At 65.3% G+C, this 23,273-nt stretch carries 28 protein-coding genes; 18 read left to right on the top strand and 10 right to left on the bottom strand.

Annotated elements, in window-relative coordinates; genetic code table 11:
• Window positions 1–6: 6 nt before the first annotated feature.
• The 6 genes from LDJ84_RS21395 to LDJ84_RS21370 are packed head-to-tail and all read left to right on the top strand — an operon-like array spanning window position 7 to window position 4,153.
• Window positions 7–1,074 carry a maleylacetate reductase gene (locus LDJ84_RS21395; protein WP_226045384.1) on the top strand — a complete coding sequence of 356 codons (1,068 nt, stop codon included), beginning with the start codon at window positions 7–9 and terminating at the stop codon, window positions 1,072–1,074.
• A 39-nt stretch (window positions 1,075–1,113) separates the two neighbouring features.
• Window positions 1,114–1,986 (top strand): dioxygenase, encoded by an 873-nt coding sequence (locus LDJ84_RS21390; RefSeq protein ID WP_226045383.1) that lies wholly within the window; start codon window positions 1,114–1,116, stop codon window positions 1,984–1,986.
• Window positions 1,983–2,297 (top strand): YciI family protein, encoded by a 315-nt coding sequence (locus LDJ84_RS21385; protein ID WP_024764948.1) that lies wholly within the window; start codon window positions 1,983–1,985, stop codon window positions 2,295–2,297. Before LDJ84_RS21390 ends, LDJ84_RS21385 begins: the two co-directional genes overlap by 4 nt.
• A complete protein-coding gene (locus LDJ84_RS21380) occupies window positions 2,294–2,629 on the top strand; it encodes a Rieske (2Fe-2S) protein (protein ID WP_024764949.1) in 336 nt (111 codons plus the stop codon). Before LDJ84_RS21385 ends, LDJ84_RS21380 begins: the two co-directional genes overlap by 4 nt.
• A 46-nt stretch (window positions 2,630–2,675) precedes the next feature.
• Entirely contained in the window at window positions 2,676–3,512 is an 837-nt protein-coding gene (locus LDJ84_RS21375) for an aminoglycoside phosphotransferase family protein (protein WP_084357445.1), read from the top strand.
• The gene (locus tag LDJ84_RS21370; protein WP_196912671.1) at window positions 3,500–4,153 is read left to right on the top strand and encodes a DUF1345 domain-containing protein; all 654 of its coding nucleotides are present in this window, start codon (window positions 3,500–3,502) and stop codon (window positions 4,151–4,153) included. Before LDJ84_RS21375 ends, LDJ84_RS21370 begins: the two co-directional genes overlap by 13 nt.
• Here LDJ84_RS21370 and LDJ84_RS21365 read toward each other — a convergent pair.
• The 3 genes from LDJ84_RS21365 to LDJ84_RS21355 form a co-directional block, all read right to left on the bottom strand.
• Window positions 4,150–4,770: a LysE family translocator gene (locus LDJ84_RS21365; protein ID WP_226045382.1), complete on the bottom strand. Its 621-nt coding sequence runs from the start codon at window positions 4,768–4,770 to the stop codon at window positions 4,150–4,152. The two genes, LDJ84_RS21370 and LDJ84_RS21365, sit on opposite strands and share 4 nt — an antisense overlap.
• Window positions 4,771–4,819: 49 nt before the next feature.
• Complete coding sequence (locus LDJ84_RS21360) at window positions 4,820–5,623, bottom strand: AraC family transcriptional regulator (RefSeq protein ID WP_226045381.1); 804 nt, start codon at window positions 5,621–5,623, stop codon at window positions 4,820–4,822.
• A 305-nt stretch (window positions 5,624–5,928) separates the two neighbouring features.
• Window positions 5,929–6,645 carry a TorF family putative porin gene (locus LDJ84_RS21355; RefSeq protein ID WP_024764953.1) on the bottom strand — a complete coding sequence of 239 codons (717 nt, stop codon included), beginning with the start codon at window positions 6,643–6,645 and terminating at the stop codon, window positions 5,929–5,931.
• Between the two features lie 249 nt (window positions 6,646–6,894).
• Here LDJ84_RS21355 and LDJ84_RS21350 point away from each other — a divergent pair, with 249 nt between their 5' ends.
• From LDJ84_RS21350 to flhB, 12 genes are all read left to right on the top strand, one after another.
• Window positions 6,895–7,200, top strand: a complete 306-nt coding sequence (locus LDJ84_RS21350) for an STAS domain-containing protein (RefSeq protein ID WP_024764954.1) — start codon at window positions 6,895–6,897, stop codon at window positions 7,198–7,200.
• A gap of 28 nt (window positions 7,201–7,228) precedes the next feature.
• Window positions 7,229–8,926 (top strand): SpoIIE family protein phosphatase, encoded by a 1,698-nt coding sequence (locus LDJ84_RS21345; protein ID WP_065086100.1) that lies wholly within the window; start codon window positions 7,229–7,231, stop codon window positions 8,924–8,926.
• Between the two features lie 56 nt (window positions 8,927–8,982).
• A complete protein-coding gene (locus tag LDJ84_RS21340; RefSeq protein ID WP_065086099.1) occupies window positions 8,983–9,324 on the top strand; it encodes an Hpt domain-containing protein in 342 nt (113 codons plus the stop codon).
• A 65-nt stretch (window positions 9,325–9,389) separates the two neighbouring features.
• Window positions 9,390–10,697: a flagellar hook-length control protein FliK gene (locus LDJ84_RS21335; RefSeq protein ID WP_065086098.1), complete on the top strand. Its 1,308-nt coding sequence runs from the start codon at window positions 9,390–9,392 to the stop codon at window positions 10,695–10,697.
• Between the two features lie 368 nt (window positions 10,698–11,065).
• The gene (gene fliL, locus LDJ84_RS21330; RefSeq protein WP_024764958.1) at window positions 11,066–11,584 is read left to right on the top strand and encodes a flagellar basal body-associated protein FliL; all 519 of its coding nucleotides are present in this window, start codon (window positions 11,066–11,068) and stop codon (window positions 11,582–11,584) included.
• 9 nt (window positions 11,585–11,593) lie between these two features.
• A complete protein-coding gene (gene fliM, locus LDJ84_RS21325) occupies window positions 11,594–12,565 on the top strand; it encodes a flagellar motor switch protein FliM (RefSeq protein ID WP_024764959.1) in 972 nt (323 codons plus the stop codon).
• A gap of 22 nt (window positions 12,566–12,587) precedes the next feature.
• On the top strand, window positions 12,588–13,055 hold the full coding sequence (gene fliN, locus LDJ84_RS21320) for a flagellar motor switch protein FliN (RefSeq protein ID WP_024764960.1): 468 nt from the start codon (window positions 12,588–12,590) through the stop codon (window positions 13,053–13,055).
• Window position 13,056: 1 nt separating this feature from the next.
• Complete coding sequence (gene fliO, locus LDJ84_RS21315) at window positions 13,057–13,536, top strand: flagellar biosynthetic protein FliO (protein WP_226045380.1); 480 nt, start codon at window positions 13,057–13,059, stop codon at window positions 13,534–13,536.
• A 20-nt stretch (window positions 13,537–13,556) separates the two neighbouring features.
• On the top strand, window positions 13,557–14,324 hold the full coding sequence (fliP, locus tag LDJ84_RS21310) for a flagellar type III secretion system pore protein FliP (RefSeq protein WP_413247467.1): 768 nt from the start codon (window positions 13,557–13,559) through the stop codon (window positions 14,322–14,324).
• 34 nt (window positions 14,325–14,358) lie between these two features.
• Window positions 14,359–14,628, top strand: coding sequence for a flagellar biosynthesis protein FliQ (gene fliQ, locus LDJ84_RS21305; protein ID WP_024764963.1), 270 nt, complete (start codon window positions 14,359–14,361; stop codon window positions 14,626–14,628).
• On the top strand, window positions 14,628–15,404 hold the full coding sequence (gene fliR, locus LDJ84_RS21300) for a flagellar biosynthetic protein FliR (protein WP_024764964.1): 777 nt from the start codon (window positions 14,628–14,630) through the stop codon (window positions 15,402–15,404). Before fliQ ends, fliR begins: the two co-directional genes overlap by 1 nt.
• On the top strand, window positions 15,404–16,540 hold the full coding sequence (flhB, locus tag LDJ84_RS21295; protein ID WP_024764965.1) for a flagellar biosynthesis protein FlhB: 1,137 nt from the start codon (window positions 15,404–15,406) through the stop codon (window positions 16,538–16,540). Before fliR ends, flhB begins: the two co-directional genes overlap by 1 nt.
• A 57-nt stretch (window positions 16,541–16,597) precedes the next feature.
• On the opposite strand, the gene hpaI is transcribed toward flhB, so the two are convergent.
• The 7 genes from hpaI to LDJ84_RS21260 all read right to left on the bottom strand — a co-directional run bounded on the left by hpaI (window position 16,598) and on the right by LDJ84_RS21260 (window position 23,272).
• Complete coding sequence (hpaI, locus tag LDJ84_RS21290) at window positions 16,598–17,401, bottom strand: 4-hydroxy-2-oxoheptanedioate aldolase (protein ID WP_226045379.1); 804 nt, start codon at window positions 17,399–17,401, stop codon at window positions 16,598–16,600.
• A gap of 10 nt (window positions 17,402–17,411) precedes the next feature.
• A complete protein-coding gene (gene hpaH / locus LDJ84_RS21285; RefSeq protein ID WP_065086096.1) occupies window positions 17,412–18,215 on the bottom strand; it encodes a 2-oxo-hept-4-ene-1,7-dioate hydratase in 804 nt (267 codons plus the stop codon).
• Between the two features lie 11 nt (window positions 18,216–18,226).
• Window positions 18,227–19,534, bottom strand: a complete 1,308-nt coding sequence (locus LDJ84_RS21280; RefSeq protein WP_065086095.1) for an MFS transporter — start codon at window positions 19,532–19,534, stop codon at window positions 18,227–18,229.
• A gap of 44 nt (window positions 19,535–19,578) precedes the next feature.
• Window positions 19,579–19,971: a 5-carboxymethyl-2-hydroxymuconate Delta-isomerase gene (locus LDJ84_RS21275; protein ID WP_065086094.1), complete on the bottom strand. Its 393-nt coding sequence runs from the start codon at window positions 19,969–19,971 to the stop codon at window positions 19,579–19,581.
• Between the two features lie 11 nt (window positions 19,972–19,982).
• Window positions 19,983–20,906, bottom strand: a complete 924-nt coding sequence (gene hpaD, locus LDJ84_RS21270; protein WP_065086093.1) for a 3,4-dihydroxyphenylacetate 2,3-dioxygenase — start codon at window positions 20,904–20,906, stop codon at window positions 19,983–19,985.
• 115 nt (window positions 20,907–21,021) lie between these two features.
• The gene (gene hpaE, locus LDJ84_RS21265) at window positions 21,022–22,482 is read right to left on the bottom strand and encodes a 5-carboxymethyl-2-hydroxymuconate semialdehyde dehydrogenase (protein ID WP_065086092.1); all 1,461 of its coding nucleotides are present in this window, start codon (window positions 22,480–22,482) and stop codon (window positions 21,022–21,024) included.
• Between the two features lie 19 nt (window positions 22,483–22,501).
• Window positions 22,502–23,272 carry a fumarylacetoacetate hydrolase family protein gene (locus tag LDJ84_RS21260; RefSeq protein ID WP_065086091.1) on the bottom strand — a complete coding sequence of 257 codons (771 nt, stop codon included), beginning with the start codon at window positions 23,270–23,272 and terminating at the stop codon, window positions 22,502–22,504.
• Between the last annotated feature and the right edge of the window lies 1 nt (window position 23,273).

Below are 23,273 nucleotides of genomic sequence, written 5' to 3'. Positions count from 1 at the left end.
CGCACCATGGATGCTTTCGTTTACCAGAGCCTGCCGATCCGCGTGATCTTTGGCTGGAACAGGATTGATGCGCTGGCCGAAGAGATCGAGCGGCTGGGCGCAAGACGCGCGCTGATCCTCACCACGCCGGAGCAGCGCGAGCTGGGCGAACGGATCGCCGGGCTGCTGGGTGAGCGTTCGGCGGGCGTCTATCCGCAGGCAGTGATGCATGTACCGGTGGAGGTTGCCCAGGCGGCCTGCGAGGAAGCCAAGCGGCTGGGCGCGGATTGCTGCGTGGCGGTCGGCGGCGGCTCGACCATCGGCCTGGGCAAGGCCATCGCGCTGGAGTTCGGCCTGCCGATTCTGGCGATTCCGACCACTTATGCCGGCTCCGAGATGACGCCGATCTACGGCCTTACCGAGAATCGCTTGAAGAGGACCGGACGCGATGTCCGCGTGCTGCCCAGGACGGTGATCTACGATCCGCAGTTCAGCCTCAGCCTGCCCGCGGACATCTCCGCCTGCTCGGGGATGAACGCCATGGCCCACGCCATCGAGGCGCTCTATGCCGAAGACGCCAACCCCATCGTCAGCCTGATGGCTGAAGACTCGATCCGTGCGCTGGCCGAGGCCTTGCCGACGATCGTCGACGATCCTCAGGATCGCCAGGCCCGTGGCCGTGCGCTGTATGGCGCCTGGTTGGCGGGTATCTGCCTGGGATCGGTAGGCATGGCCATCCATCACAAGCTCTGCCACACGCTGGGCGGCACCTTCAACCTGCCGCATGCGCAAAGCCATGCGGTACTGCTGCCGTACTCGGTGAACTACAACCGCGACGCGGCACGGCCGGCACTGGAACGGGCCGCGCGAGCGCTGGGCGGCAGTCAGGCGGAGGAAGTCGGCGGCCTGCTGTATGCGCTGAACCGGCGGATCGGCGTTCCAACGTCCCTCGCCGAGATCGGCTTCCCACCCGAAGGGCCGGCGGAGACCGCGCGCATCGCTTGCTCCAATCCGTACTACAACCCGTGTCCCTTCGAGGCCGACGCCATCCAAGCGCTGCTCGAGCGCGCCCGCGCCGGCATGCCGCCGGCCTGAGTGCCGGCAAACCAAAACAAGAATCCATGAGGTGCGCCAATGAACAGTCATAGCGACATCGACGAAGCGACGATCACCGGGCAGGTGCTACACAGCCTTGAGGCCACACCCGATCGGCGCCTGCGACACCTGGTGCAGGCGCTGGTGCGGCACATGCACGCGTTCGTCAGCGAGGTCGAGCTGAGCGAGGAGGAGTGGTTCGAAGGTATTCGTTTCCTCACCGAGACGGGACAGAAGTGCGATGGGCGAATCCGTCAGGAGTTCATCCTGCTGTCCGACGTGCTGGGTGTGTCGATGCTGGTGGATGCGATCAACCACCGATACTCCCAGGAGGCCACTGCGACCACGGTGTTCGGCCCTTTCTACATCGCCGGCATGCCGGAGCGGGCCTACGGCGAAAACATGGCACTGACATCCGGTGAACCCATACTGGTGCGGGGGAAGGTGTTCGATACGCTGGGGCGGCCGCTGGTCGGTGCCTGCCTGGATGTCTGGCAGTGCGCCGCCAATGGCATGTATTCGGGGCAGGATATCGGACAGGCCGAGGGCAACCTGCGCGGTCGCTATCACACCGACGAACAGGGGTGTTATGCCATTCGCTCGACGTTGCCGGTGAGCTATCCGATTCCCACCGATGGGCCGGTGGGGCGGCTGCTGAACGCTACCGCTCGCCATCCGTGGCGTCCCGCGCACCTGCACTTCATGATCGATGCGCCGGGCCATCGGCGGCTGGTCACGCACCTGTTCAATGAGGGGGATCCGTATCTGGATTCGGATGCGGTATTCGGTGTCAAGGACGCCCTGCGCGTAGCTTACCGATTCTGCGCCGCGGACGATCCACTGGCGGCCCGGTTTGGCTTCGACACGGCCTTCCGCATGGCGGACTATGACTTCGTCCTGGAGCCGGCATGAGCTATTTCGTCGTGTTCGCTACCGACCGGCCCGGCATGGACGAAAGGCGCGAGCGCCTGCGTCCGGCCCATCGCGAGTATCTGCGTTGCCCGCAGCCGCATGGTGTGCGGGTATGCCTCGGTGGTCCGACGCTGGATAGCGAGGGTCAGCGGATGAACGGCACCTTGCTGGTGGTACAGGCGGCGTCCCGGACCGAGGTGGAGGCGTTCCTTCAGGATGATCCGTACATTCGCAATGATCTGTTTGCCCACCTGGAAGTGCGCCCCTGGCTGTGGGGCCTGGGCCAGCCTGTGCAGGAGGCGGCATCATGAGCGAATTGCAGCTGTGCCGGCTGGGCGATCTGGTGGACGGTGGCGGACGGGGGTTCGAGGTGGAGCTCGATGGCAAGCCCCTGGCCGTGGTAGCGGTACGCAGGGGCGACCGGGTCTGGTTGTACCGTAACCGCTGCCCGCATTTTTCCGTGAAGCTCGATGTCTATCCGGGGACCTTCAGCACCTACCGCGGCGAGGTGCTGATGTGCGCGCACCACAGTGCCATGTTCCGCTTCGACGACGGTGTTTGCGTCGAAGGGCCGTGCAAGGGGCGGCAATTGGAGGCGCTGGCGATGCGCATGGAAGCGGGCGGGGTCTATCTACAGGGCTGATATCGCGTGCTAGCCTCCAGGCAGCCCCCACCAGTGGAATCTCTCCATGCCGTTGCCTGCGCCTGTGCCTGTGGATTTCGACCGTGTCCTGGACCTGTGGCAGCTCACTCCCGAAGGTGAGCCCATTATCACGCCCAGCAGCCACCTGTTGCCGGTGCGCTGGCGCGGCCGGGCAGCGATGGTCAAGCGTGCGCTGGACATCGACGAGCAGGTCGGCGCGCAGGTGATGAACTGGTGGAATGGCGAGGGCGCCGCGCTGGTCTACGCCTTTGACGGTGACACCCTCCTGATGGAGCGAGCCGAGGGCACTCGATCGCTGATGCACATGGCGCTCAACGGCGAGGACGACCAGGCCAGCCGCATCGTTTGTGATGTCGTGCGCCGCCTGCACTGGCCGCAGGAACAACCGCTGCCGCCACTGCTGGGGCTGCGCGAATGGTTCCGTGACCTCGCGCCGGCGGCGGCGCGTTACGGCGGCCTGTTCCCGCGCTGCCTGGAAACCGCCGAAGCGTTGCTCGCCAGCGAGCATGATCGGGGCGTGCTGCACGGCGACGTCCATCACGACAACATCCTGGATTTCGGCGAGCGCGGCTGGCGCGCCATCGATCCCAAGCGTCTGTATGGCGAGCATCTGTTCGACTACGCCAACCTGCTGTGCAACCCGGACCTGCCCACCTCTCGCGAGCGTGCGCGCTTTCTCCGCCAGCTGGATGTGATCGTCGAGCACGCCCGTGTCGATCGGCGGCGCCTGCTGGAGTGGGTGCTGGCTTTCGCCGGTCTTTCCGCCGCCTGGTTCCTCGACGACGGCATGGCCGCAGAGAGCGATCTCACCGTCGCGCAACTGGCGGCCGCCGAACTGGACCGCAGCGCATGCTGCGCGTGAATCGCACGTTGTTGCGAGCGCATCCACGCCTGCTGGGGGCCGGGTTGTTCGGCGTTCTGGCGGGGCTGGCCTGCTACTGGCTGTCACCCATGACGCGGGTGCTGGTGGGGTGGAACGGCATGGCCTGGTTGTACGTGCTGCTGATCGGCTGGCTGGCCTGGCGCGCCGATGCCGCGCAGGTGAAGCGCGTGGCGAGCATCGAGGACGAGAACGCCGAAGCAGTGCTGGTGTTGATCATCGTGGCGGCGCTGGCGAGCCTGGGGGCGATCATCGTCGAACTGGCCACCGCATCCCACGCCGGTGACCGCGAGAAGCTGGTGCGTTATGCCTTCACGGCCAGCACCGTGCTCGGTTCCTGGTTCCTCATCGGCACCATGTTCAGCATGCATTACGCGCGGATGTTCTATGCCGCCCACGAGAGCAAGCCGGTGCTGCGCTTTCCCGAAGGCGAACAGCATCCGGACCTGTGGGACTTCCTCTACTTCTCCTTCACCCTCAGCGTGGCGGTGCAGACCTCCGATGTGGAAGTCGCCTCGCGTTCGATGCGCAAGGTGGTGCTGGCGCACTCGGTGATCGGCTTCCTGTTCAATACCGCGATCCTGGGGCTGGCGATCAACATGGGCGCCGGCTTGGTCGGCTAGGCAGGCGGCAGCGTCTCGGCGGCCAGGCGCAGCGCAAGCACGACGAAGGCCAGCGAGAAGCCCCAGCGAATCCCTTGCATCACGGCGGGTCGGCCGATCACGTGGTCGCGCACCCGGGCAGCCAGCAGCCCATAGCCGATGAAGACGAGGAAGGTCATCAGTGCGAATGCCAGGCCGAGCACCAGGAACAGGGCCTTGGCGTCCGCGCTGCCGGCCGGCACGAACTGCGGCAGGAAGGCCAGGAAGAACAGCCCGAGCTTGGGGTTGAGCAGGTTGAGCCAGAGCCCGGTGCCCACCAGTTGGGTGGTGCTGCGCGGGCTGCCGGCCGAGTCCAGCGCCAGGGCGCCGTTGCCGCGCAATACCTGCCAGGCGATGAACAGCAGGTAGGCGGTGCCCAGCCATCTGAGGATCTGGAAGCTGGTCGCGCTGGCCTGCAGGATCAGCGACAGGCCGAAGGTCGCGAGCAGCAATTGCGGGACCATGCCCAGTGTGCAGCCCAGTGCCGCAAGGGTGGCCGCGCGGGCACCGAGTCCGAGGCCGACGGCCAGCGTGTAGAGCACACCGGTGCCGGGCAGCAAAACGACGACGAACGCCGTCAGCAGGAATTCTGCGTTCATTCCCGTGGGTTTCCTGTCTGCAAGAAGTGAGGCCGTGAGGCCGGCGAACTCAGGGTGCTGGTAGTGGTGCCCTGAGCGAGGAGCGCCATTGTCCTGGCGTCGGCCCGAGCTGGCGGGCGAAGGCGCGGGTCATGTGGGACTGGTCGGCGAACCCGGCGAGCAGGCTCGCTTCGGCCAGCGAGCTGCCCTCGCCGATGGCCTTGTGGGCCACTCGCACGCGGTACTGCAGCAGGTACGCGTGGGGCGTGGTGCCCAGTTCGCGGCGGAAGCGGCGCAGGGCCGCAAAGGGTGTCAGCCCGGCCAGGCCGGCGAGCTCGGCCAGTGTGGGAGCGTGGCGTGGGTCATCATGAATCCGTTCGAGCATGCGCGCCACGCTCCGGGAGGGCAGGGCGGCCGCTGTCGCGGCGATACGCCGGTCGAGCAGATCGCCGAACAGGTCGAGCAGGCCTTCGCTGGCTTCATCAGCGCAAGCGTCCGGCAGGCGCTGCAACAGGCTGGCGATGCGTCGGGCGAGTCGCGGGTCGGCCAGCGTCGGCAGGGGAAACTCCCGGCCTGCCATCTCTCGGCCGGCCAGTCGTGCAATCAGCGTCGGCTCGACGTACAGCATCCACCAGCGGCGGGGCGCACTGCGCAGGGGAATGCCGTCGTGCAGTTCATTGGGGCTCACGGTGATGATGTCGCTCGGCCCGGCCTCGACCTGGCCGCGGCCGCTCCACGAACGATGGCCGCCCTCCAGCATCACGCCGATGCCGTACTCGTCGTGGGCATGATGCGGGAAGCTGCGCTGGGTGAGGATCTCGACGGTGCGCAGGCCGGGCAGGGCAGTGGAGGTGCAGTTCACTCGGTGCAGCATGGGTCAGAGCCTGCGGGCGTGGGGTGGTGACTGGCAGAGTAGCCCCTTGTGCAGCGGTGCTCTTGAATGAAATTGACTCTTTCGCCGCTGCCGACCATCGGTACTCGGTTTGCCCCTCACCCCCACCCTCTCCCGAGGGAGAGAGGGCCGTTCGGTGTAGGCGGGTGGGCCGGTCTCAGCGGGAAGCGATGGCGCAGGAAAAACGGTGGATTCAGCCCTGCCACGGACTACCCCCTCTGCCTCAGGAGCGGGGCGCGCAGCCAGGGCTGGGGTGAGGGGGCTCCGGGGACTGAGAATGTCCAGGCTCAGAAGAACGGCCGCGACGCCTTGAACATGAATGCCGAGTCGCAATAGGCGTTGTGCCCGGAGTAGGCACTGCAGTCGCCGCCGGTGAGGCTGCTGCCGCTGTAGGAGAAGTTCAGGTCGATGCCTTTCCACGGTCGGCTGAAGTTCAACGACCAGTCGCCGTACTCGCTGACGCTGCCGCCGCTGCTCAGGCTCACGGGGGAGGCGAGGCTGTAGGCGGAGTACTTGAAGGTCACGTCGAAGCCGAGGTCGGACTGTACGCCCAGGTCGGTGAACAGCGTCGCGGTGCTGCGCCCGGCCTGGGCACTGTAGGCCGCGCCGAGGCGGCTGCCGAACACCGAGAGGCCACCGTAGAGCGCCTGGCTGTCGTAGTCGGGTTGCTCCGGGCGGCTGTAGCGCAGGGTGCCTACTTCGTAGCCCAGCTTGCCATCACCCAGCGGATGCTTGAAGCCGGCGTAGCTGTCGATCTCCAGGGGCTTCTCCTGCTCCAGGTTCGATGTCCAGCTGCCCACATACCACCCACTGTCGTGGGTGATGTCGAGGCCACCCTGGGCGCTGCTGGCCTGGCCCGGCTGGACCAGCCCCTGGGCCATGCTGCGCGTCGGCGAGTTGGCGAACTTGAGTTCGAAGTCACCCAGCTCGCGCTGCATCACCTGGGCGGCTGCATACGGCGCTGCACACAACATGCAGGCCGCGATGAGAATGGACTTGGTCATACTCCCCCCTTCTTGCGGCTGCGAGCCTTACATGGCTTCTTGCGAGCCTTCACCCCGCGTCGCACGCGTAAAAGGGTAAAGGCATTCGCCATGCCTGTGTCGACCGGTGGTCCATTAATCGACTGGCGCGGCGAGGGCCAGACGGGCCTGGCCCGGCGGTTTCCCATCGCTCGCCGAGGTTGCCGCTGTCATCGCTAACTGCTACATCTTCAAGCTCGTGCGCGACCATCGATCGATAAGGAGAATCCCATGGCCATCACTTCCGTTCCCTCCGCTGACGGGCAGGAGCTCACCATCGTGGTCCAGGGGCGTTTCGATTTCGGCGCACACCAGGAGTTCCGCAACGCCTACGAGCGCGTCGAGACCACTCCCAAGCGCTACGTGGTGGACCTGAAGGGCGCCACCTATCTGGACAGCTCGGCGCTGGGGATGCTCCTGCTGCTGCGCGACCATGCCGGTGGCGAGAGCGCGCAGGTCAGCCTGGTACACTGCAACCCCGATGTGCGCAAGGTGCTGGCCATTTCCAACTTCGAGCAGCTGTTCAAGATCAGCTGACGCGGCCCGGTCCGCAGTGGCAACGGCCATGTCCGAACTCCTCACGGTACTGATCGCCGACGACAACGCCGCCGACCGCCTGCTGCTGTCGACCATCGTCAGCCGCCAGGGTCATCGCGTGCTCACCGCCGCCAACGGGCTGGAAGCCCTGGCGCTGTTCGCCCAGGAGCGCCCGCAGCTGGTGCTGATGGATGCACTGATGCCGGTGATGGACGGCTTCGAGGCGGCGCGGCGGATTCGCCGGCAGGCCGGCGAAGAGCTGGTGCCGATCATCTTCCTCACCTCGCTGAGCGAGCCCGAGGCGCTGGTGCAGAGCCTGGAGGCGGGCGGCGACGACTTCCTCTCCAAGCCCTACAACCGCATCATCCTCGAAGCCAAGATCCGCGCCATGGGGCGCCTGCATCACCTGCAGCGGATGGTGCTGGAGCAGCGCGACCTGATCGCCCGGCACAACGAACACCTGCTCAACGAGCAGCGGGTGGCCAAGGCGGTGTTCGACAAGGTGGCGCATTCGGGGTGCCTGAATGCGGCGAATATCCGCTATCTGCAATCACCCTTTGCCTTGTTCAACGGCGACCTGCTGCTGGCGGCCTTCAAGCCTTCCGGCGGCATGCACGTGCTGCTCGGTGACTTCACCGGCCATGGCTTGCCCGCGGCCATCGGTGCCATGCCGCTGGCCGAGGTGTTCTACGGCATGACCGCCAAGGGCTACCCGATGGCGGACATCCTTCGGGAGATGAATGCCAAGCTCAAGCGCATCCTCCCGGTAGGGGTGTTCTGCTGCGCCGCGGTGCTCAACCTGAGTTTCCAGCGCGGCCTGGTGGAGGTGTGGAACGGCGGCCTGCCCAATGGCTACCTGCTGCGCCAGCAGCCGCGCGAGATCGTTCCGCTGGTTTCGCGGCACTTGCCGTTGGGGATACTCGAGGCGTCTGCCTTCAGCGACCACTGCGAGGTCTACGCCATGGAGGAGGGCGACCGAGTGTTTCTCTTCTCCGACGGGGTGCTGGAAGCGCGCAATGCCGCCGGCGAAGTGTTCGGGGAGCAGCGCCTGCGCGAGGTCTACGACAGCGAGCCAAGCTCCGCGCGCCTGTTCGATGGTATCCAGGCCGCCCTGGCGCGCTTCCGCGGCGAGGCCCAGGATGACGTCAGCATGCTGGAGGTCGCGCTGGTCCCCGAGGACTCGCTGCAGCGCCCGCCGCTGGCGTTCTCCGACAATGGCCTGAGCAGCCCGCTGGACTGGTCCGCCAGTTTCGAGTTCCGCGCGCCGACCCTGCGCAATTTCAATCCCCTGCCTTTCCTGCTGCAGTTGCTGATGGAAGTGCACGACCTGCGCCCGCGCGGCGGCGCGCTCTACACCGTACTCGCCGAGCTGTACTCCAACGCCCTGGAGCACGGCGTCATGGGCCTGGACTCAACGCTCAAGTGCGATGCCGCCGGCTTCGCCCGCTATTACCAGGAGCGCAGCCAGCGTCTCCACGAGCTGCACGACGGCTTCGTGCGTTTCCACCTCGACCTCGCGCCCCACGGCGATGGCGGGCGGTTGCTGATGCGGGTGGAGGACAGCGGCGAGGGTTTCGACGTCGGCGCGGTGCTCGCTTCGCAGCAGGCTGCCGGCAGTCTCTGCGGGCGCGGCCTCACGCTGGTCCGGCAACTGGCCGACCGCTGCCAGTGGTCGAGTGATGGCAAGACCGTGGCCGTGGAGTTCTTCTGGTCGGCTCAGGCATAATCGGGGCCTTCTTGTCCCCCCCGCAGGGTGGCGAGCCGTCCTCCAGGGAGTGCCCCATGTCCGAGCCGCATCTCGATGGCGCCGTGCTGAGCAATTTGCTGTCGATCATGGAAGACGAGTACCCGCTCCTGGTGGAGACCTTCCTCAGCGACTCCGAAGAGCGCCTGCGCAGCATCCGCGAGGCATCCGCCGTCAGCGATGCGCCAGCCCTGCGCCACGCTGCGCACAGCTTCAAGGGCAGCTGCGGCAACATGGGCGCTTCCGTACTGAGCAGCCTGTGCAAGCGCCTGGAAGAGGCCGCACGGCAGAATGACCTGGCCAGCGCCCAGAGCCTGATCGGCAAGGTCGAGCACGAATTCTCCATCGTCCGTACCCTGCTGGTGCCCGGTCGCCCCTGAGTTTTCCGAGTTGGCCCGCGCCTTGCTATCTCCGTGTTGGATATTCACATCAACGGAGAACTCCGATGGCTGTCGCCCCGGATATGTTATTGACGTCGACGCCTGACACCAGGCCCAAGGCGGCGCTCTCCAAGTCTGCCCAGAATTCGTCGAACAGCAGCAACGACAAGGGTTCCAGCTTCGCCGACGTCTATGCCAAGGAGCAGCGTCCGGCGGCCAGCGAGCGCCCGGACAAGCCCGTCAAGGCGAAGACCGACAAGCCTCGGGACACTGCCGACAAGGGCACCGCGAGCAAGGATTCTGCAGCGCCGGCTGCCGCCGACCAGCCAAAGGTTGCCGAGGACGGCAAGGCCTTGCCGGCCGATGGCGCCAGCAAGGCGCAGGACAGCACGGCAGCCGATACCGAAGCCAAGACCGATGCGACCCTCGACCCGCTGCTGATGCTGGGCATGACCGGGCAACTGCCGGAGCCCGAGGCGCCACCGTTGGTGGTCAGCAGCGGGGCCAGCCAGCTGACGGATGCCAGCAGCGATGGCGACTTGCAGAAGCTCAACGAGATCCCTGGCGTGAGCCTGGCCCTGGGGTTGGGTGGCGAGGATCAGGCACCACAGGTTCAGCAGACGCAGCTGGCCGGCCACCTGGTAGCCAAGGCCGACGGCAAGGCGAACGTCGACGCGAAGAACGACTTGTCCGCTGCCCTGGCCGCGCTGAACCCTGATTCGGCCGCCAAGGGCGGTGAAGCGAAGCTCGCCGAAGGCGCGCTGAAGGATGCTCCCGACCTGACCCAGCAATTGGCGGATGTGCAGACCGACGCCAAGCCGGAGATGCCGCGCAACGAGACCTTCGCTGCGCGTCTGGAGTCCCTGACCCAGGCGCTGAACACGCCACAGGCCATGACCACTCGCCCGGTGAACCCGCTGGTGCCCGGCCAGGCGGTGTCGATGCAGCAGAATGGCTGGACCGACCAGGTGGTGGACCGGGTGATGTGGATGTCCTCGCAGAACCTCAAGTCCGCCGAGATTCAGATGGACCCGGCCGACCTCGGTCGCCTGGAGGTGCGCATCCACATGACCGCCGACCAGACCCAGGTGAACTTCGTCAGCGCCAACGCCGGCGTGCGTGAAGCGCTGGACAGCCAGCAGCACCGCTTGCGCGAAATGTTCAGCCAGCAGGGCATGGGCCAGCTGGACGTCAACGTCTCGGACCAGTCCGCCCGTGGCTGGCAGCAGCAACAGCAGGGTGATGAGCGCGGCGGTTCGCGGCGCGTGGCCGGTTCCGACAGTGGCGACGACGAGCCGATGATCAGTGGCGTATCGGAGATTCGCCCGGCATCGACGGCGCAGGGCAGGGGATTGGTGGATTACTACGCGTGATTCCTGTGCGGCTTGCGGGGCAGCGCGGCGCGCCTGAGAGCGCCCTCACCCTCTCCCAAGGGGAGAGGGGACTGTCCTGAGGGTTGGGCAGTCCGCAGCCATCCGGCAAGCACCTTCGCTGTTAAAGGTACGGGAGGCCCCCTCTCCCTCTGGGAGAGGGCTGGGGTGAGGGAATTGCCCGAGCAGTGAGTTTCCCTGTTAGTCGCCCCAACGCCTGATCGTCATGGTGCACAGGAAAATTCTTACGCTCCCCGTGACATCCTCCGTCTAGCCTGTAATATCCGCGGCGGCGCCAGTCGAACTGGCACAGCCCTTGCTGATACCCCCTGTATCAGCGCATTGCGCCGGAATAGTGACGGATATTTGGCATGGCCAAGAAAGAACAGCCTCCGCTTCCCGATGGACAAGCTCCCGCCAAGGGCAAGCTGAAACTCATCATCATTATCGTACTGGCCTTTCTGTTGGCGGTCGGTGCTTCGGTGGGCGGCACCTGGTTCTTCCTGCACAAGAGCGCCAAGCCCGAGGAAGCCGAAGCCAAGAGCGCCGAGCACGCGGAGCCGACCAAGAAGCAGGCGGTCTACGAGATTCTCGCGCCGGCCTTCGTGGTCAACTTCAATCAGAACGGTCGCCAGCGCTATCTGCAGGTGGCCGTCGCCCTGATGGGCCGCGATCAGGCGCAGATGGACGCGCTGCGCGAGCAGATGCCGCTGGTGCGCAACCAGTTGGTGATGCTGTTCTCCAGTCAGAATTTCGACACGCTGGTGACGCCGGTGGGCAAGGAAATGCTGCGTCAGCAGGCGACTTCCAGTCTTCAGGAACTGGCGAAGAAGGCGACCGGTCAGTTGACCGTGGAGCAAGTGCTTTTCACCAACTTCGTATTGCAGTAGGTACCCGCCATGGCCATGCAGGATCTACTTTCCCAGGACGAGATCGACGCGCTGTTGCACGGCGTGGACGATGGCCTGGTGGAAACCGAGTCCGACGTCGAGCCGGGGGCGATCAAGTCCTACGACCTGACTAGTCAGGACCGCATCGTCCGGGGCCGCATGCCGACCCTGGAGATGATCAACGAGCGGTTCGCCCGCTACACCCGCATCAGCATGTTCAACCTGCTGCGCCGCTCGGCGGACGTCGCCGTGGGCGGCGTGCAGGTGATGAAATTCGGCGAGTACGTGCATTCGCTGTACGTGCCCACCAGCCTCAACCTGGTGAAGATGAAACCCCTGCGCGGCACCGCGCTGTTCATCCTCGACGCCAAGCTGGTGTTCAAGCTGGTGGACAACTTCTTCGGCGGCGACGGGCGCCACGCCAAGATCGAGGGCCGCGAGTTCACCCCCACCGAGCTGCGCGTGGTGCGGATGGTCATCGAGCAGGCCTTCGTCGATCTCGCCGAAGCCTGGCAAGCGGTGATGCCGATCACCTTCGAGTACGTGAACTCCGAGGTGAACCCGGCGATGGCCAACATCGTCAGCCCCAGCGAAGTGGTGGTGGTCTCCACCTTCCACATCGAACTGGACGGCGGCGGCGGCGACCTGCACATCACTTTGCCGTACGCAATGATCGAGCCGATCCGCGAGATGCTCGACGCCGGCTTCCAGTCCGACGTGGACGACCAGGACGAGCGCTGGATCAACGCCCTGCGCGAGGACATCCTCGACGTCAACGTGCCGCTGGGCGCCACCGTCGTGCGCCGCCAGCTCAAGCTGCGGGACATCCTGCACATGCAGCCGGGTGATGTGATCCCGGTGGAACTGCCCGAGCACATGATCATGCGCGCCAACGGCGTGCCTTCCTTCAAGGTCAAGCTGGGTTCGCACAAGGGCAACCTGGCCTTGCAGATTCTCGATCCGCTCGTGCGCCCGCGCTGAGTGAATCCCAAGAGGACCCACCATGTCAGACGAAGAAAACGTGACTCCCGAAGAACAGGCACTGGCCGACGAATGGGCTGCGGCGCTCTCCGAATCGGGTGACGCCAACCAGGACGACATCGATGCGATGATGGCCGGCGCCGCCGCTCCGGCCGTGCCCGCCGCGCCGCGCGCGCCGATGGAAGAGTTCGGCATGGCGCCCAAGGCGCCGACCATTGCCGGCCTCGAAGGCCCCAACCTGGATGTGATCCTGGATATTCCGGTGACCATTTCCATGGAGGTCGGCCACACCGACATCAGCATCCGCAACCTGCTGCAGCTCAACCAGGGCTCGGTGATCGAACTCGATCGCCTGGCCGGCGAGCCGCTGGACGTGCTGGTCAACGGCACGCTGATCGCCCACGGCGAAGTGGTGGTGGTGAACGAGAAGTTCGGCATCCGCCTCACCGACGTGATCAGCCCCAGCGAACGCATCAAGAAGCTGCGCTGACATGGCCCGCCTGCTCGCGAAACTGTCCGTCCTGCCGCTGGCGGGGCTGTCCCTCCTGGCGATGGCCGACGAGGCCGCCAAGGTTCCGGCATCCAACCCGGCCATTGTCCACGCCAGCTCCACGCCGAGCCTGATCACCGGCAGCGCCGGCGCGCAGCTGATGCAGCTGTTGCTGGGCCTGGTGCTGGTGGTCGGCCTGATCTTCCTGCTCGCCTGGCTGGTGCGCCGCGTGCAGCAGGTGGTGCCGCGCGGCAATCAGTCGATCCGCCTGATTTCCAGCCAGGCGCTCGGCCCGCGCGATCGCCTGGTGCTGGTGCAGGTGGGCGAGGAGCAGGTGCTGCTGGGCCTGACGCCGGGCCGCATTACTGCGCTGCACGTCATGCGCCAGCCGGTGCATGCCGCCGAGACGGAGCCCGCGCAGCCGGAATTCGCCCAGCGCCTGCTGGAATTGCTGAACAAGGACAAGGGCCGCCCGCAGTGACCCGTTCGCCGACTTCTTCCGTGCTGATCGGCGCGCTCAAGCGTTTCGTGCCGCTGCTCCTGGCCCTGCTGGCGCTGGCCGCGCCCCAAGCCTTCGCCGCTGATCCGACGCAACTGACGGCGATCACCGTGACCACCAACCCGCAGGGGCAGCAGGAGTATTCGGTCAGCCTGCAGATCCTGCTGATCATGACGGCGCTGAGCTTCATCCCGGCGTTCGTCATGCTGATGACCAGCTTTACGCGGATCATCATCGTCTTCTCCATCCTGCGCCAGGCGCTGGGCCTGCAGAGCACGCCGTCGAACCAGGTGCTGATCGGCCTGGCCATGTTCCTGACGCTGTTCGTGATGGCGCCGGTGTTCGACAAGATCAACAGCACCGCGCTGCAGCCCTATCTGAACGAGCAGATCCCGGCACAGGAAGCGATCACCCGCGCCGAGGTGCCGCTCAAGGCCTTCATGCTGGCGCAGACCCGGCAATCGGATCTGGAGCTGTTCGTGCGGCTGTCCAAGCGCACCGACATCGCCAGCGCCGACGCCACGCCCCTGACCATCCTGGTGCCGGCGTTCGTCACTTCGGAGTTGAAGACGGCCTTCCAGATCGGTTTCATGATCTTCATTCCGTTCCTGATCATCGACCTAGTGGTGTCCAGCGTACTGATGGCGATGGGCATGATGATGCTCTCGCCGCTGATCATCTCGTTGCCGTTCAAGATCATGCTGTTCGTCCTGGTGGACGGCTGGGCACTGATCATCGGTACGCTCGCCGGCAGTTTCGGGACGGTCTAGCGATGAACCTCTCTGCTGAACGACAGGAGCAGCCATGACCCCCGAAGTCGCCGTCGACCTGTTCCGTGAAGCGCTCTGGCTGACCGCCGTGATCGTCGGCGTTCTGGTGTTGCCCAGTCTGCTGGTGGGCCTGATCGTGGCGATGTTCCAGGCCGCCACTCAGATCAACGAGCAGACCCTGAGCTTCCTGCCGCGCCTGCTGGTGGTATTGATGACCCTGATCGTGCTGGGGCCCTGGCTGCTGCGGCAGCTGATGGAGTACACCCAGTCGCTGATCACCAGCATCCCGACGCTGATCGGCTGATGCTCGAGCTCAGCAACGCGCAGATCGGCGGCTGGATCGGGGCCTTCCTGTTCCCGCTGTTCCGCATCGCAGCGATGTTGATGGTGATGCCGATCATCGGCACCCAGCTGGTGCCCACCCGTGTGCGCCTCTACCTGTCCGTGGCGATCGCCGTGGCCCTGGTGCCGAACCTGCCGCCGATGCCGCAGGTGGACGCGCTGAGCCTCAAGGCGATGGTCTACATCGCCCAGGAAATCCTCGTCGGCGCCATGCTCGGCTTCGTCCTGCAGTTGATGTTCCATGCCTTCGTCATCTCCGGGCAGATCATCTCCATGCAGATGGGCCTGGGTTTCGCCTCCATGGTCGACCCCACCAACGGCATTTCCGTGCCGGTGCTGGGGCAGTTCTTCACCATGCTGGTGACGCTGCTGTTCCTCTCCATGAACGGCCACCTGGTGGTGTTCGAGGTGCTGGCGGAAAGCTTCAACACGCTGCCGGTGGGCGAGGGGCTGTCGAGCAACCATTTCATCACCGTGGCCGGGAAGCTCGGCTGGGTCCTGGGGGCCGGGCTGATGATCGCCTTGCCGGCGATCACCGCGCTGCTGGTGGTCAACCTCGCGTTCGGCGCCATGACGCGCGCCGCGCCGCAGCTGAATATCTTCTCCATCGGTTTCCCCCTGACCCTGGTCATGGGGTTCGTCATTGTCTGGATTGGCAGTGCCGACATTCTGACTCAGTACCAGGCACTGGCCAGTGAAGGCCTGCGCCTGCTTCGCGAACTCGTGGGGGCCCGCTGATGGCCGAGAACGACAGTAGCGAAGACAAGACAGAGGAACCTACAGAGAAGCGGCGCCGCGACGCGCGCGAGAAAGGGCAGCTACCCAGGTCCAAGGAGCTGAACACCCTGGCCGTGCTGCTCGCCGGCGCCGGTGGTCTGCTGATGTTCGGCGCCAGCCTCGCCGATGCGCTGCTGCGCCTGATGCGCGGCAGCTTCGAGTTCGACCGCGCCACGGCGATGAACAGCGAGAGCATGCTCAACCTGCTGATCGCGGGTGCGAAGATCGGCGCCGACGGCGTCTGGCCGATCCTCGCCGTGTTGCTGGTGGCTGCGCTGATCGGGCCGGTGGCCCTGGGCGGCTGGCTGTTTTCCGCCGAGGCGCTGGCGCCCAAGTTCAGCCGGATGAACCCGCTGGCGGGACTCAAGCGCATGTTCTCCTTGCGCTCGCTGACCGAGTTGCTCAAGGCGCTGGCCAAGTTCGTGCTGGTGCTGATCGTGGCGATACTGGTGCTCAAGTCCGACCAGGACGACCTGCTGGCGATGTCCCACGAGCCGCTGGAGCAGGCCATGGTGCACAGCGCCAAGGTCGTGGGCTGGAGCGCCTTCTGGCTGGCCTGCAGCATCATCTTCATCGCCGCCGCGGACGTTCCGTTCCAGCTCTGGGACAACCGCAAGAAGCTGATGATGACCAAGCAGGAGGTCAAGGACGAGTACAAGGACTCCGAGGGCAAGCCGGAGGTCAAGGCCAAGGTCCGCCAGATGCAGCGCGAGATGGCCAACCGACGCATGATGCAGGCGGTGCCCCAGGCCGACGTGGTGATCACCAACCCGACCCACTTCGCCGTGGCCCTGCAGTACGACGCCGAGAAGGGCGGCGCACCGCGCCTGCTGGCCAAGGGCAACGACTTCATGGCCCTGAAGATTCGCGAGATCGCCCAGGAGCACAAGGTCACCGTGCTCGAATCCCCGGCGCTGGCGCGGGCGGTGTACTACTCCACCGAACTCGATCACGAGATTCCCGCCGGCCTCTACCTGGCGGTCGCCCAGGTGCTGGCCTATGTCTACCAGCTCAAGCAGTACCGCGCCGGCAAGGGCAAACGCCCGGGGCCGATGCCGGACCTGCCGATTCCGCCGGATCTGCGCCGCGACGAGTGAGGGTGAAGTGCTGCAACAGTGAAGTGCAGCAGTCTCGTGAGGCGCCGCTTGCCATTCTCAATACACGGCAGAGGTGCTTGGGGCCGCTAACGGTTGCCCCTTGAAGCGCCCGGCGAGTTCACGCAGCGAGCGCATCAGCAGGCTGGTATCGACGCCGACGGCGACGAAGTTGCAGCCCAACTCCAGGTAGCGCCGGGCGAGCCGCTCATCGGCGCTGAGGATGCCGGCGGCCTTGCCGGCTCGCCGGATACATGTGATGGCATCCTCGATGGCGGCCTGGACTTCCGGGTGCCCGGGGTTGCCGCGATGGCCCATGGCTGCGCTGAGGTCCGCTGGGCCGATGAATACACCATCGACACCGTCCACGGCGGCGATGGTGTCGAGGTTGGCCAGACCCTCGAGGTTTTCCACCTGTACCAGCAGGCACATCTGCGCGTCGGCTTCGTCCAGATAGGCAGGGATATTGTTCCAGCGCGAGGCGCGGGCCAGGGCGCTGCCAACACCCCGTACGCCAAAGGGTGGATAACGCATGGCGCGCACCAGTTCGCCCGCTTGCTCGGCGGAGTCGACCATGGGGACCAGAAGGGTTTGCGCTCCGATGTCGAGCAACTGCTTGATCAATGCCGTATCACCGAGTACCGGACGAATGATCGGCTGTACCGGGTAGGGCGCCACCGCTTGCAGTTGGCCGAGCAGACTGCGCAGGTCGTTGGGGGCGTGTTCGCCGTCGATCAACAGCCAATCGAAGCCGGCGTTGGCCGACAGCTCCGCGCAATAGGGGTCGGCCAGGCCAAGCCACAGGCCGATCTGTGGCTCACCGGATTGCAGGCGTTGTTTGAAGACATTGATGGGCGTGTGCATGGGCCTCACCTCACACAAAGCGGCAAGAGATGCTGCCGAGCTGGTCGTAATCGACATGGAAGGTGTCCCCTGGCGCCGCGGCCACCGGGCGGGTGAAGGAGCCGCCAAGAATCACCTGGCCGGGCAGCAGGGTGACGTCGTAGGGCGACAGTTTGTTGGCCAGCCAGGCCACGCCCTTGGCCGGATGATTGAGCACGGCGGCCGAGACTCCGGATTCCTCTATTACGCCGTTGCGGTAGAGGATCGCAGGTACCCGGCGCAGGTCGATATCGCTGGGCCGCACCGCACGGCCGCCCATCACTACACCGGCGTTGGCGGCGTTGTCGGAAATGGTGTCGAAAACCTTGCGTGTGGCTTGGGTGTCAGGGTCCACTTGTTGGATGCGTGCGTCGATGATCTCCAGTGCGGGGATCACCCACTCGGTGGCGTCTAGGACGTCGAACAAGGTGACGTTCGGACCTTTCAGCGGCTTGCCGAGTATGAATGCCAGCTCCACTTCCACGCGCGGCACGATGAAGCGGGTGAAGGGGATGTCACTGCCTTCGTCGAAGAACATATCGTCGAGCAGCACGCCGTAATCGGGTTCGCTGATGTTCGATGAGACCTGCATGGCGCGTGATGTCAGGCCGATCTTGTGCCCTTTGAGCACGCGGCCGTCAGCGATCTTGCGTTCAACCCACATGCGCTGGATGGCATAGGCGTCGTCGAGGCTGATGTCGGGGTAGTCGAGGGAGAATTGCCGTACCTGCTGGCGCGAGCGCTCGGCGGCATCGAGGCGGGCGGCGGCTTTCTGAATGAGTGTGGCGTCGAGCATGGTGGGGTTTCTCAGCGAGGGTTGACCACGGCGGCCGGGGCCCGCAGGACCAGGGCGGCGCCGATGGCGATAAGGCTGGCCAGGACGAACAGGGCCAGGCTGGAACTGTGGGTGGTGTCGCGCATCCAGCCGATGAAATAGGGGGCACCGAAGGACGCGATACTGCCGAAGGAGCTGATCAGGGCGATGCCGGCCGCCTGGGTGCGGTCGGCGAGAAAGGCCGGCGGCAGTTGCCAGAACATCGGTAGCGCTGCGCTGGCGCCCATCCCGGTGAGCACCAGCCCGCTGAGTACCAGCGTGGTGTTGCTGGGCAGCAGGCCGGTGAGGGTCAGGCCGGCGGCAGCCATCAACAACGGCACGGCAAGATGCCAGCGCCGCTCGCGGCGGCGATCCGAGGAGCGCCCGAGGCCGATCATGAACACGCAGCCAGCCAGGTAAGGCAGGGCGCTGAGCAGTCCGACGCGACCATCGGATGCGATGCCGGTACCGTGGATCAGGCTGGGCATCCAGAACGCCAGGGTGTTCACCGCGAGCATCACCGCGAAGTAGATGGCCACCAGCAGCCAGACATGGCGATCACGGAAGATGCCGCTGAAGGAGGTGATCTGCTTGCGTTGTTCCTCGCTGTCGAGTTGCTCGCGCAACTCTGCCTTCTGCACCTCGCTCAGCCAGCCCACGCGCTCGAAGCTTTCCGGCAGGCAATGCCAGACCACCATGCCCAGCAGCACGACTGGCAGGCCTTCGATGAGGAACATCCATTGCCAGCCGCGTAATCCGAGGAAGTCATGGAAGCCTTCGAGAATCCCGCCGGACAGCGGTCCTCCGATGACCCCCGCCATGGGCACGGCGATGGCGAACAGGGCGGTGACCTGGGCGCGGCGGTTGGCCGGGAACCAGCGGTTGAGAAACACCAGGATGCCAGGGAAGAAGCCCGCCTCGGCCACCCCCAGCAGCAGGCGCAGGGCGTAGAATCCGGAGGCGCTCTGTACCAGCAGCATGGCGCTGGAGAGCAGGCCCCAGGTCACCATCAGGAAAGCAATCCAGCGGCGTGGGCCGACGCGTTCTAGCATCAGGTTGCTGGGCACGCCGAATAGCGCATAGGCGACGAAGAACAACCCGGCACCGAGGCCGTAGACGGTGTCGCTGAAGTGCAGGTCGGTACTCATCTGCAGCTTGGCGAAACCGATGTTGATGCGGTCCAGATGGGCGAAGACGTAGCACACCAGCAGCAGCGGCATCAGTCGCCAGAGCACTTTCTGGTGAGTGGCAGTGGCGCGGGAGGATGGGGCAGTGGTGGTAACGGGAGTGGCTGTGCTCATGATGTTGTCTTTATTGTGTGAGTGGCCGATAAGGGCAACGAGCGTCAGCTCGTCTGCCCCGAGAGAAAGGCGTGGACGTTGTTCTGCTTGTAGTTGAGCTCGGCGTTCAGCTCGCTCATTTCGAACGACAAGGCCAGTAGCCGACGCTGCTGGAGCGTCGCGAAGTGCGCGGTGATGACCTGAAAGAGCGCCTCCGCGACGTGTCGGCGAGTTTCCAGGTCGCGTCCCGCTCCCACTTTCAGGCTCATGTGAGCGAAGGCGTAGTCCTGTTGGCCGTCGGCCATGCGCCAGGTATCCAGGCGTATGGCGCGGCTGCGGATTCCGCCGAGAGGGAAGATACCGCTCGCACCAAGGGACGCGTGGACCTTCTCGAACAGACTGGGTAGGTTCGCCTCGGCTTCGATGTTGTGCGTGTACTCGACGATGAAGTGCGGCATCCAGAGGGCCCTCAGAGTCGGCTGGCGGAAGGGCCGCCGGCAGGATTGCCGGCTTGTGCGGCGGGAATCGCCGAGCCGTCCTGTGCGGTCACCGGGAGCACCACGTTGATCTGCCCGGTACCGGAGGAGCCGAAGTAGGGCGTCACCACTTCGGCACGGCCGTCGTAGGCCGACCAGCCCAGCGCGCCGAGGAGCATCGCGGTGTCGTGCATGAAGCCTTCGCCATGGCCCTTGGCCGCGTATTCCGGAAGCATGTCGCAGAAGGTTGACCAATCACCCTGCTGCCACATCTCTACCACCCGGTGGTCGAGGGTTTCGAGGAACGGGCTCCAGATCTTGTCGGCGAATTCCGGGGCTTGGCCGTTCTGGGCGAAGCGATGGCTCAGTGAGCCGCTGGCGAGGAAGGCCACTGTGCCGTCGTAGTGCTCCTCGACCGCCTTGCGCATGGCCCAGCCCAGTCGCGCACTGTCGTTGAGGTAGTGCACGGTGCATAGCGCTGAGACCGAGATCACCTTGAAGTGGCGGTCTTGGTTCATATAACGCATCGGCACCAAAGTGCCGTACTCCGGCCCGAGGGTGGTGGCGTCGTGGGCCAGTACGTTGACACCCAGGGCATTGCAGCTCTGCGCGAGGATGCGCCCGAGTTCAGGGTTGCCGGGGAACTCGTACGCCATGTTGGCGATGAAGTGCGGCAGTTCGTTGCTGGTGTAGAGCCCCTGGAAGTGTGGCGCGCAGTTGATGTGGTAACCGGCGTTGACCAGCCAGTGGGTATCGAACACGACGATGGTATCGACACCCAACTCGCGGCAGCGGCGACCGATCTCGTGGAGTCCGTCGATCGCCGGCTGGCGGCTTCCCTGGCGTGGGCCGGGCAGTTCGGAGAGGTATAGCGACGGGACGTGGGTGATCTTGGCAGCCAGCGCGACTGTGCCCATGGTGGTTCTCCTGGTGCGGGGTGCCGCCTGTAGGGCACCCGGATTCTTGTGATTGTTCTCTGCACGCCGGCGATGCTGGCGGCCTTGGGTGGCCGCTCTATCGTCGAGCCGTTTCCTAGACGCCCCAGCGGGGAATGGGATGGCTACCCATGGAAATGCAGACGTTCTTGATCTCGGCGAAGACCTCGAAGCTGTATTGCCCGCCTTCACGGCCAGTGCCCGAACCCTTCACGCCGCCGAATGGCTGGCGCAGGTCGCGGACGTTCTGGCTGTTGATGAACACCATGCCGGCTTCGATGCCGCGTGCCAGGCGATGTGCCTTGCCGATGTCCTGGGTCCAGATGTAGGAGGCCAGGCCGTACTCGGTTTCGTTGGCCAGCTTTAGCGCTTCGGCCTCGTCCTTGAACTTCATCAGGCAGACCACTGGGCCGAAGATTTCTTCCTGCGCGATGCGCATGCGGTTGTCCACGTCGGCGAACACCGTGGGCTGGATGAACTGTCCTCTGGCCAAGTGCGCTGGCAGGTTGGCCGGGCGTTCCAGTCCGCCGGCCAGCAGGCTGGCGCCTTCCTCGATGCCGAGGCGGATGTAGCCGGTGACCTTGTCATAGTGGGCCTGGGTGATCATCGAGCCGACCTGGGTCTTCGGATCCTGCGGGTCGCCGACGATCAGGCGCTTGGCACGGGCGGCGAATTCGGCGACGAACCGGTCGTAGACCGTTTCCTGGATGAAGATGCGGCTGCCGGCAGTACAGCGTTCGCCGTTCAGCGAGAAGATGGTGAACAGCGCGGCGTCAAGGGCCCGGTCGAGGTCGGCATCATCGAAGATCAGCACCGGCGACTTACCGCCCAGTTCCATCGAGTACTTCTTCAGGCCGGCGGTCTGCATGATTTTCTTGCCGGTGGCGGTACCGCCGGTGAAGGAGATGGCCCGTACGTCCGGGTGGCGCACCAGGGCGTCACCCGCGCTGGCGCCGTAACCCTGCACTACGTTGAGCACGCCGGGCGGGATGCCGGCCTCCAGGGCCAGACGGCCCAGTTCGTTGGCGGTCAGGGGCGAGAGCTCGCTCATCTTCAGTACTGCGGTATTACCCAACGCCAGGCACGGCGCGGTCTTCCAGGTGGCGGTCATGAATGGCACGTTCCACGGCGATACCAGGGCGCAGACACCCACCGGCTGGTACAGCGTGTAGTTGAGCATCTGATCGTCCACCGGGTAGCTGTGGCCGTCCATGCGCGTGCAGACCTCGGCGAAGAACTCGAAGTTGTGCGAGGCGCGGGGGATTAGCACGTTTCGGGTCTGGTGGATCGGCAGGCCGGTGTCGAGGGTTTCCAGTTCGGCGAGGTTGGGCACATTCGCTTCGATCAGTTCGCCCAGCTTGCGCATCAGCCTGGCGCGCTCCTTGGTCGGGGTGTTGGCCCATTTCGGGAAGGCTTGCTTGGCCGCTGCCACGGCTTGGGCGATTTCCTCGGCGCCGCCGCTGGCGACTTCGCCTATGGCTTCGCCGGTAGCCGGGTTGTAGTTGGTGAAGGCTTCTTTGCTCTCGACCTCGCGGCCGTTGATCCAGTGCTTGATCATGCGGGTATCTCTGTCTCGATTAGGCGCGGGCGCGGTTCGCGAAGAACTCGGCCTCACTGACGATGTGGTTGACCAGGCGGCCGACGCCTTCTACTTCCACCACCACTTCATCGCCCGGCATCACGTCGGCCAGGCCTTCGGGTGTGCCAGTGGCGATCATGTCGCCCGGCTGCAGGGTCATGAAGCTGGAGAAGTATTCGATCAGGTAGGGGATGTCGAAGATCATGTCGGCGGTGCTGCCTTCCTGCTTCAACTCGCCATTGACCCAGGTACGCAAGGTCAACCGCGAGGGATTGGGCACCTTGTCGGCGCTGATGATCCAGGGACCGACCGGGGTGGTGGCGTCGCGGTTCTTCACCCGCAGGTTGGGTCGGTAGTAGTTCTCCAGGTAGTCACGGATGGCGTAGTCGTTGCAGACGGTGTAGCCGGCCAGGTAGGCGAGGGCGTCCTCACGCTTGACGTTACGCGCCGGCTTGCCGATGACCGCCACCAGTTCGCACTCGTAGTGCATGTAGGCGACGCCATCCGGCCGCCAGGTAACCTGGTTGTGGCCGGTGTAGGTGCCACGCGACTTGATGAACGCCAGCGGCTCGGTGGGTGCCTTGAAGGCCAGCTCGGCGGCATGGTCGGCATAATTCAGGCCAAGGGCGAACATGCTGCCGGTGGCCGGTGGCAGCCACTCCACCTGGTGTTCGCCGAGCAGTTGGCCATCGGCCAGGCGCACGGCGTTGGCAGCTTCCACGGTGACTGCGTGGATGGCGCCCTGATAGCGGATACGTGCGTGTTTCATC

It is taken from the genome of Pseudomonas sp. HS-18, from assembly GCF_020401845.1.
Lineage (GTDB): Bacteria > Pseudomonadota > Gammaproteobacteria > Pseudomonadales > Pseudomonadaceae > Pseudomonas > Pseudomonas nitroreducens.
Note: the sequence above shows the minus strand (reverse complement) of the source record. Positions and strands in the feature narration are given on the sequence as shown.

Bases quoted from the DNA above. Each gene is read 5' to 3' on its own strand.
- LDJ84_RS21395 (WP_226045384.1), top strand. From the start codon at position 7: ATGGATGCTTTCGTTTACCAGAGCCTGCCGATCCGCGTGATCTTTGGC.
- LDJ84_RS21390 (WP_226045383.1), top strand. From the start codon at position 1,114: ATGAACAGTCATAGCGACATCGACGAAGCGACGATCACCGGGCAGGTG.
- LDJ84_RS21385 (WP_024764948.1), top strand. From the start codon at position 1,983: ATGAGCTATTTCGTCGTGTTCGCTACCGACCGGCCCGGCATGGACGAA.
- LDJ84_RS21380 (WP_024764949.1), top strand. From the start codon at position 2,294: ATGAGCGAATTGCAGCTGTGCCGGCTGGGCGATCTGGTGGACGGTGGC.
- LDJ84_RS21375 (WP_084357445.1), top strand. From the start codon at position 2,676: ATGCCGTTGCCTGCGCCTGTGCCTGTGGATTTCGACCGTGTCCTGGAC.
- LDJ84_RS21370 (WP_196912671.1), top strand. From the start codon at position 3,500: ATGCTGCGCGTGAATCGCACGTTGTTGCGAGCGCATCCACGCCTGCTG.
- LDJ84_RS21365 (WP_226045382.1), bottom strand. From the start codon at position 4,770: ATGAACGCAGAATTCCTGCTGACGGCGTTCGTCGTCGTTTTGCTGCCC.
- LDJ84_RS21360 (WP_226045381.1), bottom strand. From the start codon at position 5,623: ATGCTGCACCGAGTGAACTGCACCTCCACTGCCCTGCCCGGCCTGCGC.
- LDJ84_RS21355 (WP_024764953.1), bottom strand. From the start codon at position 6,645: ATGACCAAGTCCATTCTCATCGCGGCCTGCATGTTGTGTGCAGCGCCG.
- LDJ84_RS21350 (WP_024764954.1), top strand. From the start codon at position 6,895: ATGGCCATCACTTCCGTTCCCTCCGCTGACGGGCAGGAGCTCACCATC.
- LDJ84_RS21345 (WP_065086100.1), top strand. From the start codon at position 7,229: ATGTCCGAACTCCTCACGGTACTGATCGCCGACGACAACGCCGCCGAC.
- LDJ84_RS21340 (WP_065086099.1), top strand. From the start codon at position 8,983: ATGTCCGAGCCGCATCTCGATGGCGCCGTGCTGAGCAATTTGCTGTCG.
- LDJ84_RS21335 (WP_065086098.1), top strand. From the start codon at position 9,390: ATGGCTGTCGCCCCGGATATGTTATTGACGTCGACGCCTGACACCAGG.
- fliL (WP_024764958.1), top strand. From the start codon at position 11,066: ATGGCCAAGAAAGAACAGCCTCCGCTTCCCGATGGACAAGCTCCCGCC.
- fliM (WP_024764959.1), top strand. From the start codon at position 11,594: ATGGCCATGCAGGATCTACTTTCCCAGGACGAGATCGACGCGCTGTTG.
- fliN (WP_024764960.1), top strand. From the start codon at position 12,588: ATGTCAGACGAAGAAAACGTGACTCCCGAAGAACAGGCACTGGCCGAC.
- fliO (WP_226045380.1), top strand. From the start codon at position 13,057: ATGGCCCGCCTGCTCGCGAAACTGTCCGTCCTGCCGCTGGCGGGGCTG.
- fliQ (WP_024764963.1), top strand. From the start codon at position 14,359: ATGACCCCCGAAGTCGCCGTCGACCTGTTCCGTGAAGCGCTCTGGCTG.
- fliR (WP_024764964.1), top strand. From the start codon at position 14,628: ATGCTCGAGCTCAGCAACGCGCAGATCGGCGGCTGGATCGGGGCCTTC.
- flhB (WP_024764965.1), top strand. From the start codon at position 15,404: ATGGCCGAGAACGACAGTAGCGAAGACAAGACAGAGGAACCTACAGAG.
- hpaI (WP_226045379.1), bottom strand. From the start codon at position 17,401: ATGCACACGCCCATCAATGTCTTCAAACAACGCCTGCAATCCGGTGAG.
- hpaH (WP_065086096.1), bottom strand. From the start codon at position 18,215: ATGCTCGACGCCACACTCATTCAGAAAGCCGCCGCCCGCCTCGATGCC.
- LDJ84_RS21280 (WP_065086095.1), bottom strand. From the start codon at position 19,534: ATGAGCACAGCCACTCCCGTTACCACCACTGCCCCATCCTCCCGCGCC.
- LDJ84_RS21275 (WP_065086094.1), bottom strand. From the start codon at position 19,971: ATGCCGCACTTCATCGTCGAGTACACGCACAACATCGAAGCCGAGGCG.
- hpaD (WP_065086093.1), bottom strand. From the start codon at position 20,906: ATGGGCACAGTCGCGCTGGCTGCCAAGATCACCCACGTCCCGTCGCTA.
- hpaE (WP_065086092.1), bottom strand. From the start codon at position 22,482: ATGATCAAGCACTGGATCAACGGCCGCGAGGTCGAGAGCAAAGAAGCC.
- LDJ84_RS21260 (WP_065086091.1), bottom strand. From the start codon at position 23,272: ATGAAACACGCACGTATCCGCTATCAGGGCGCCATCCACGCAGTCACC.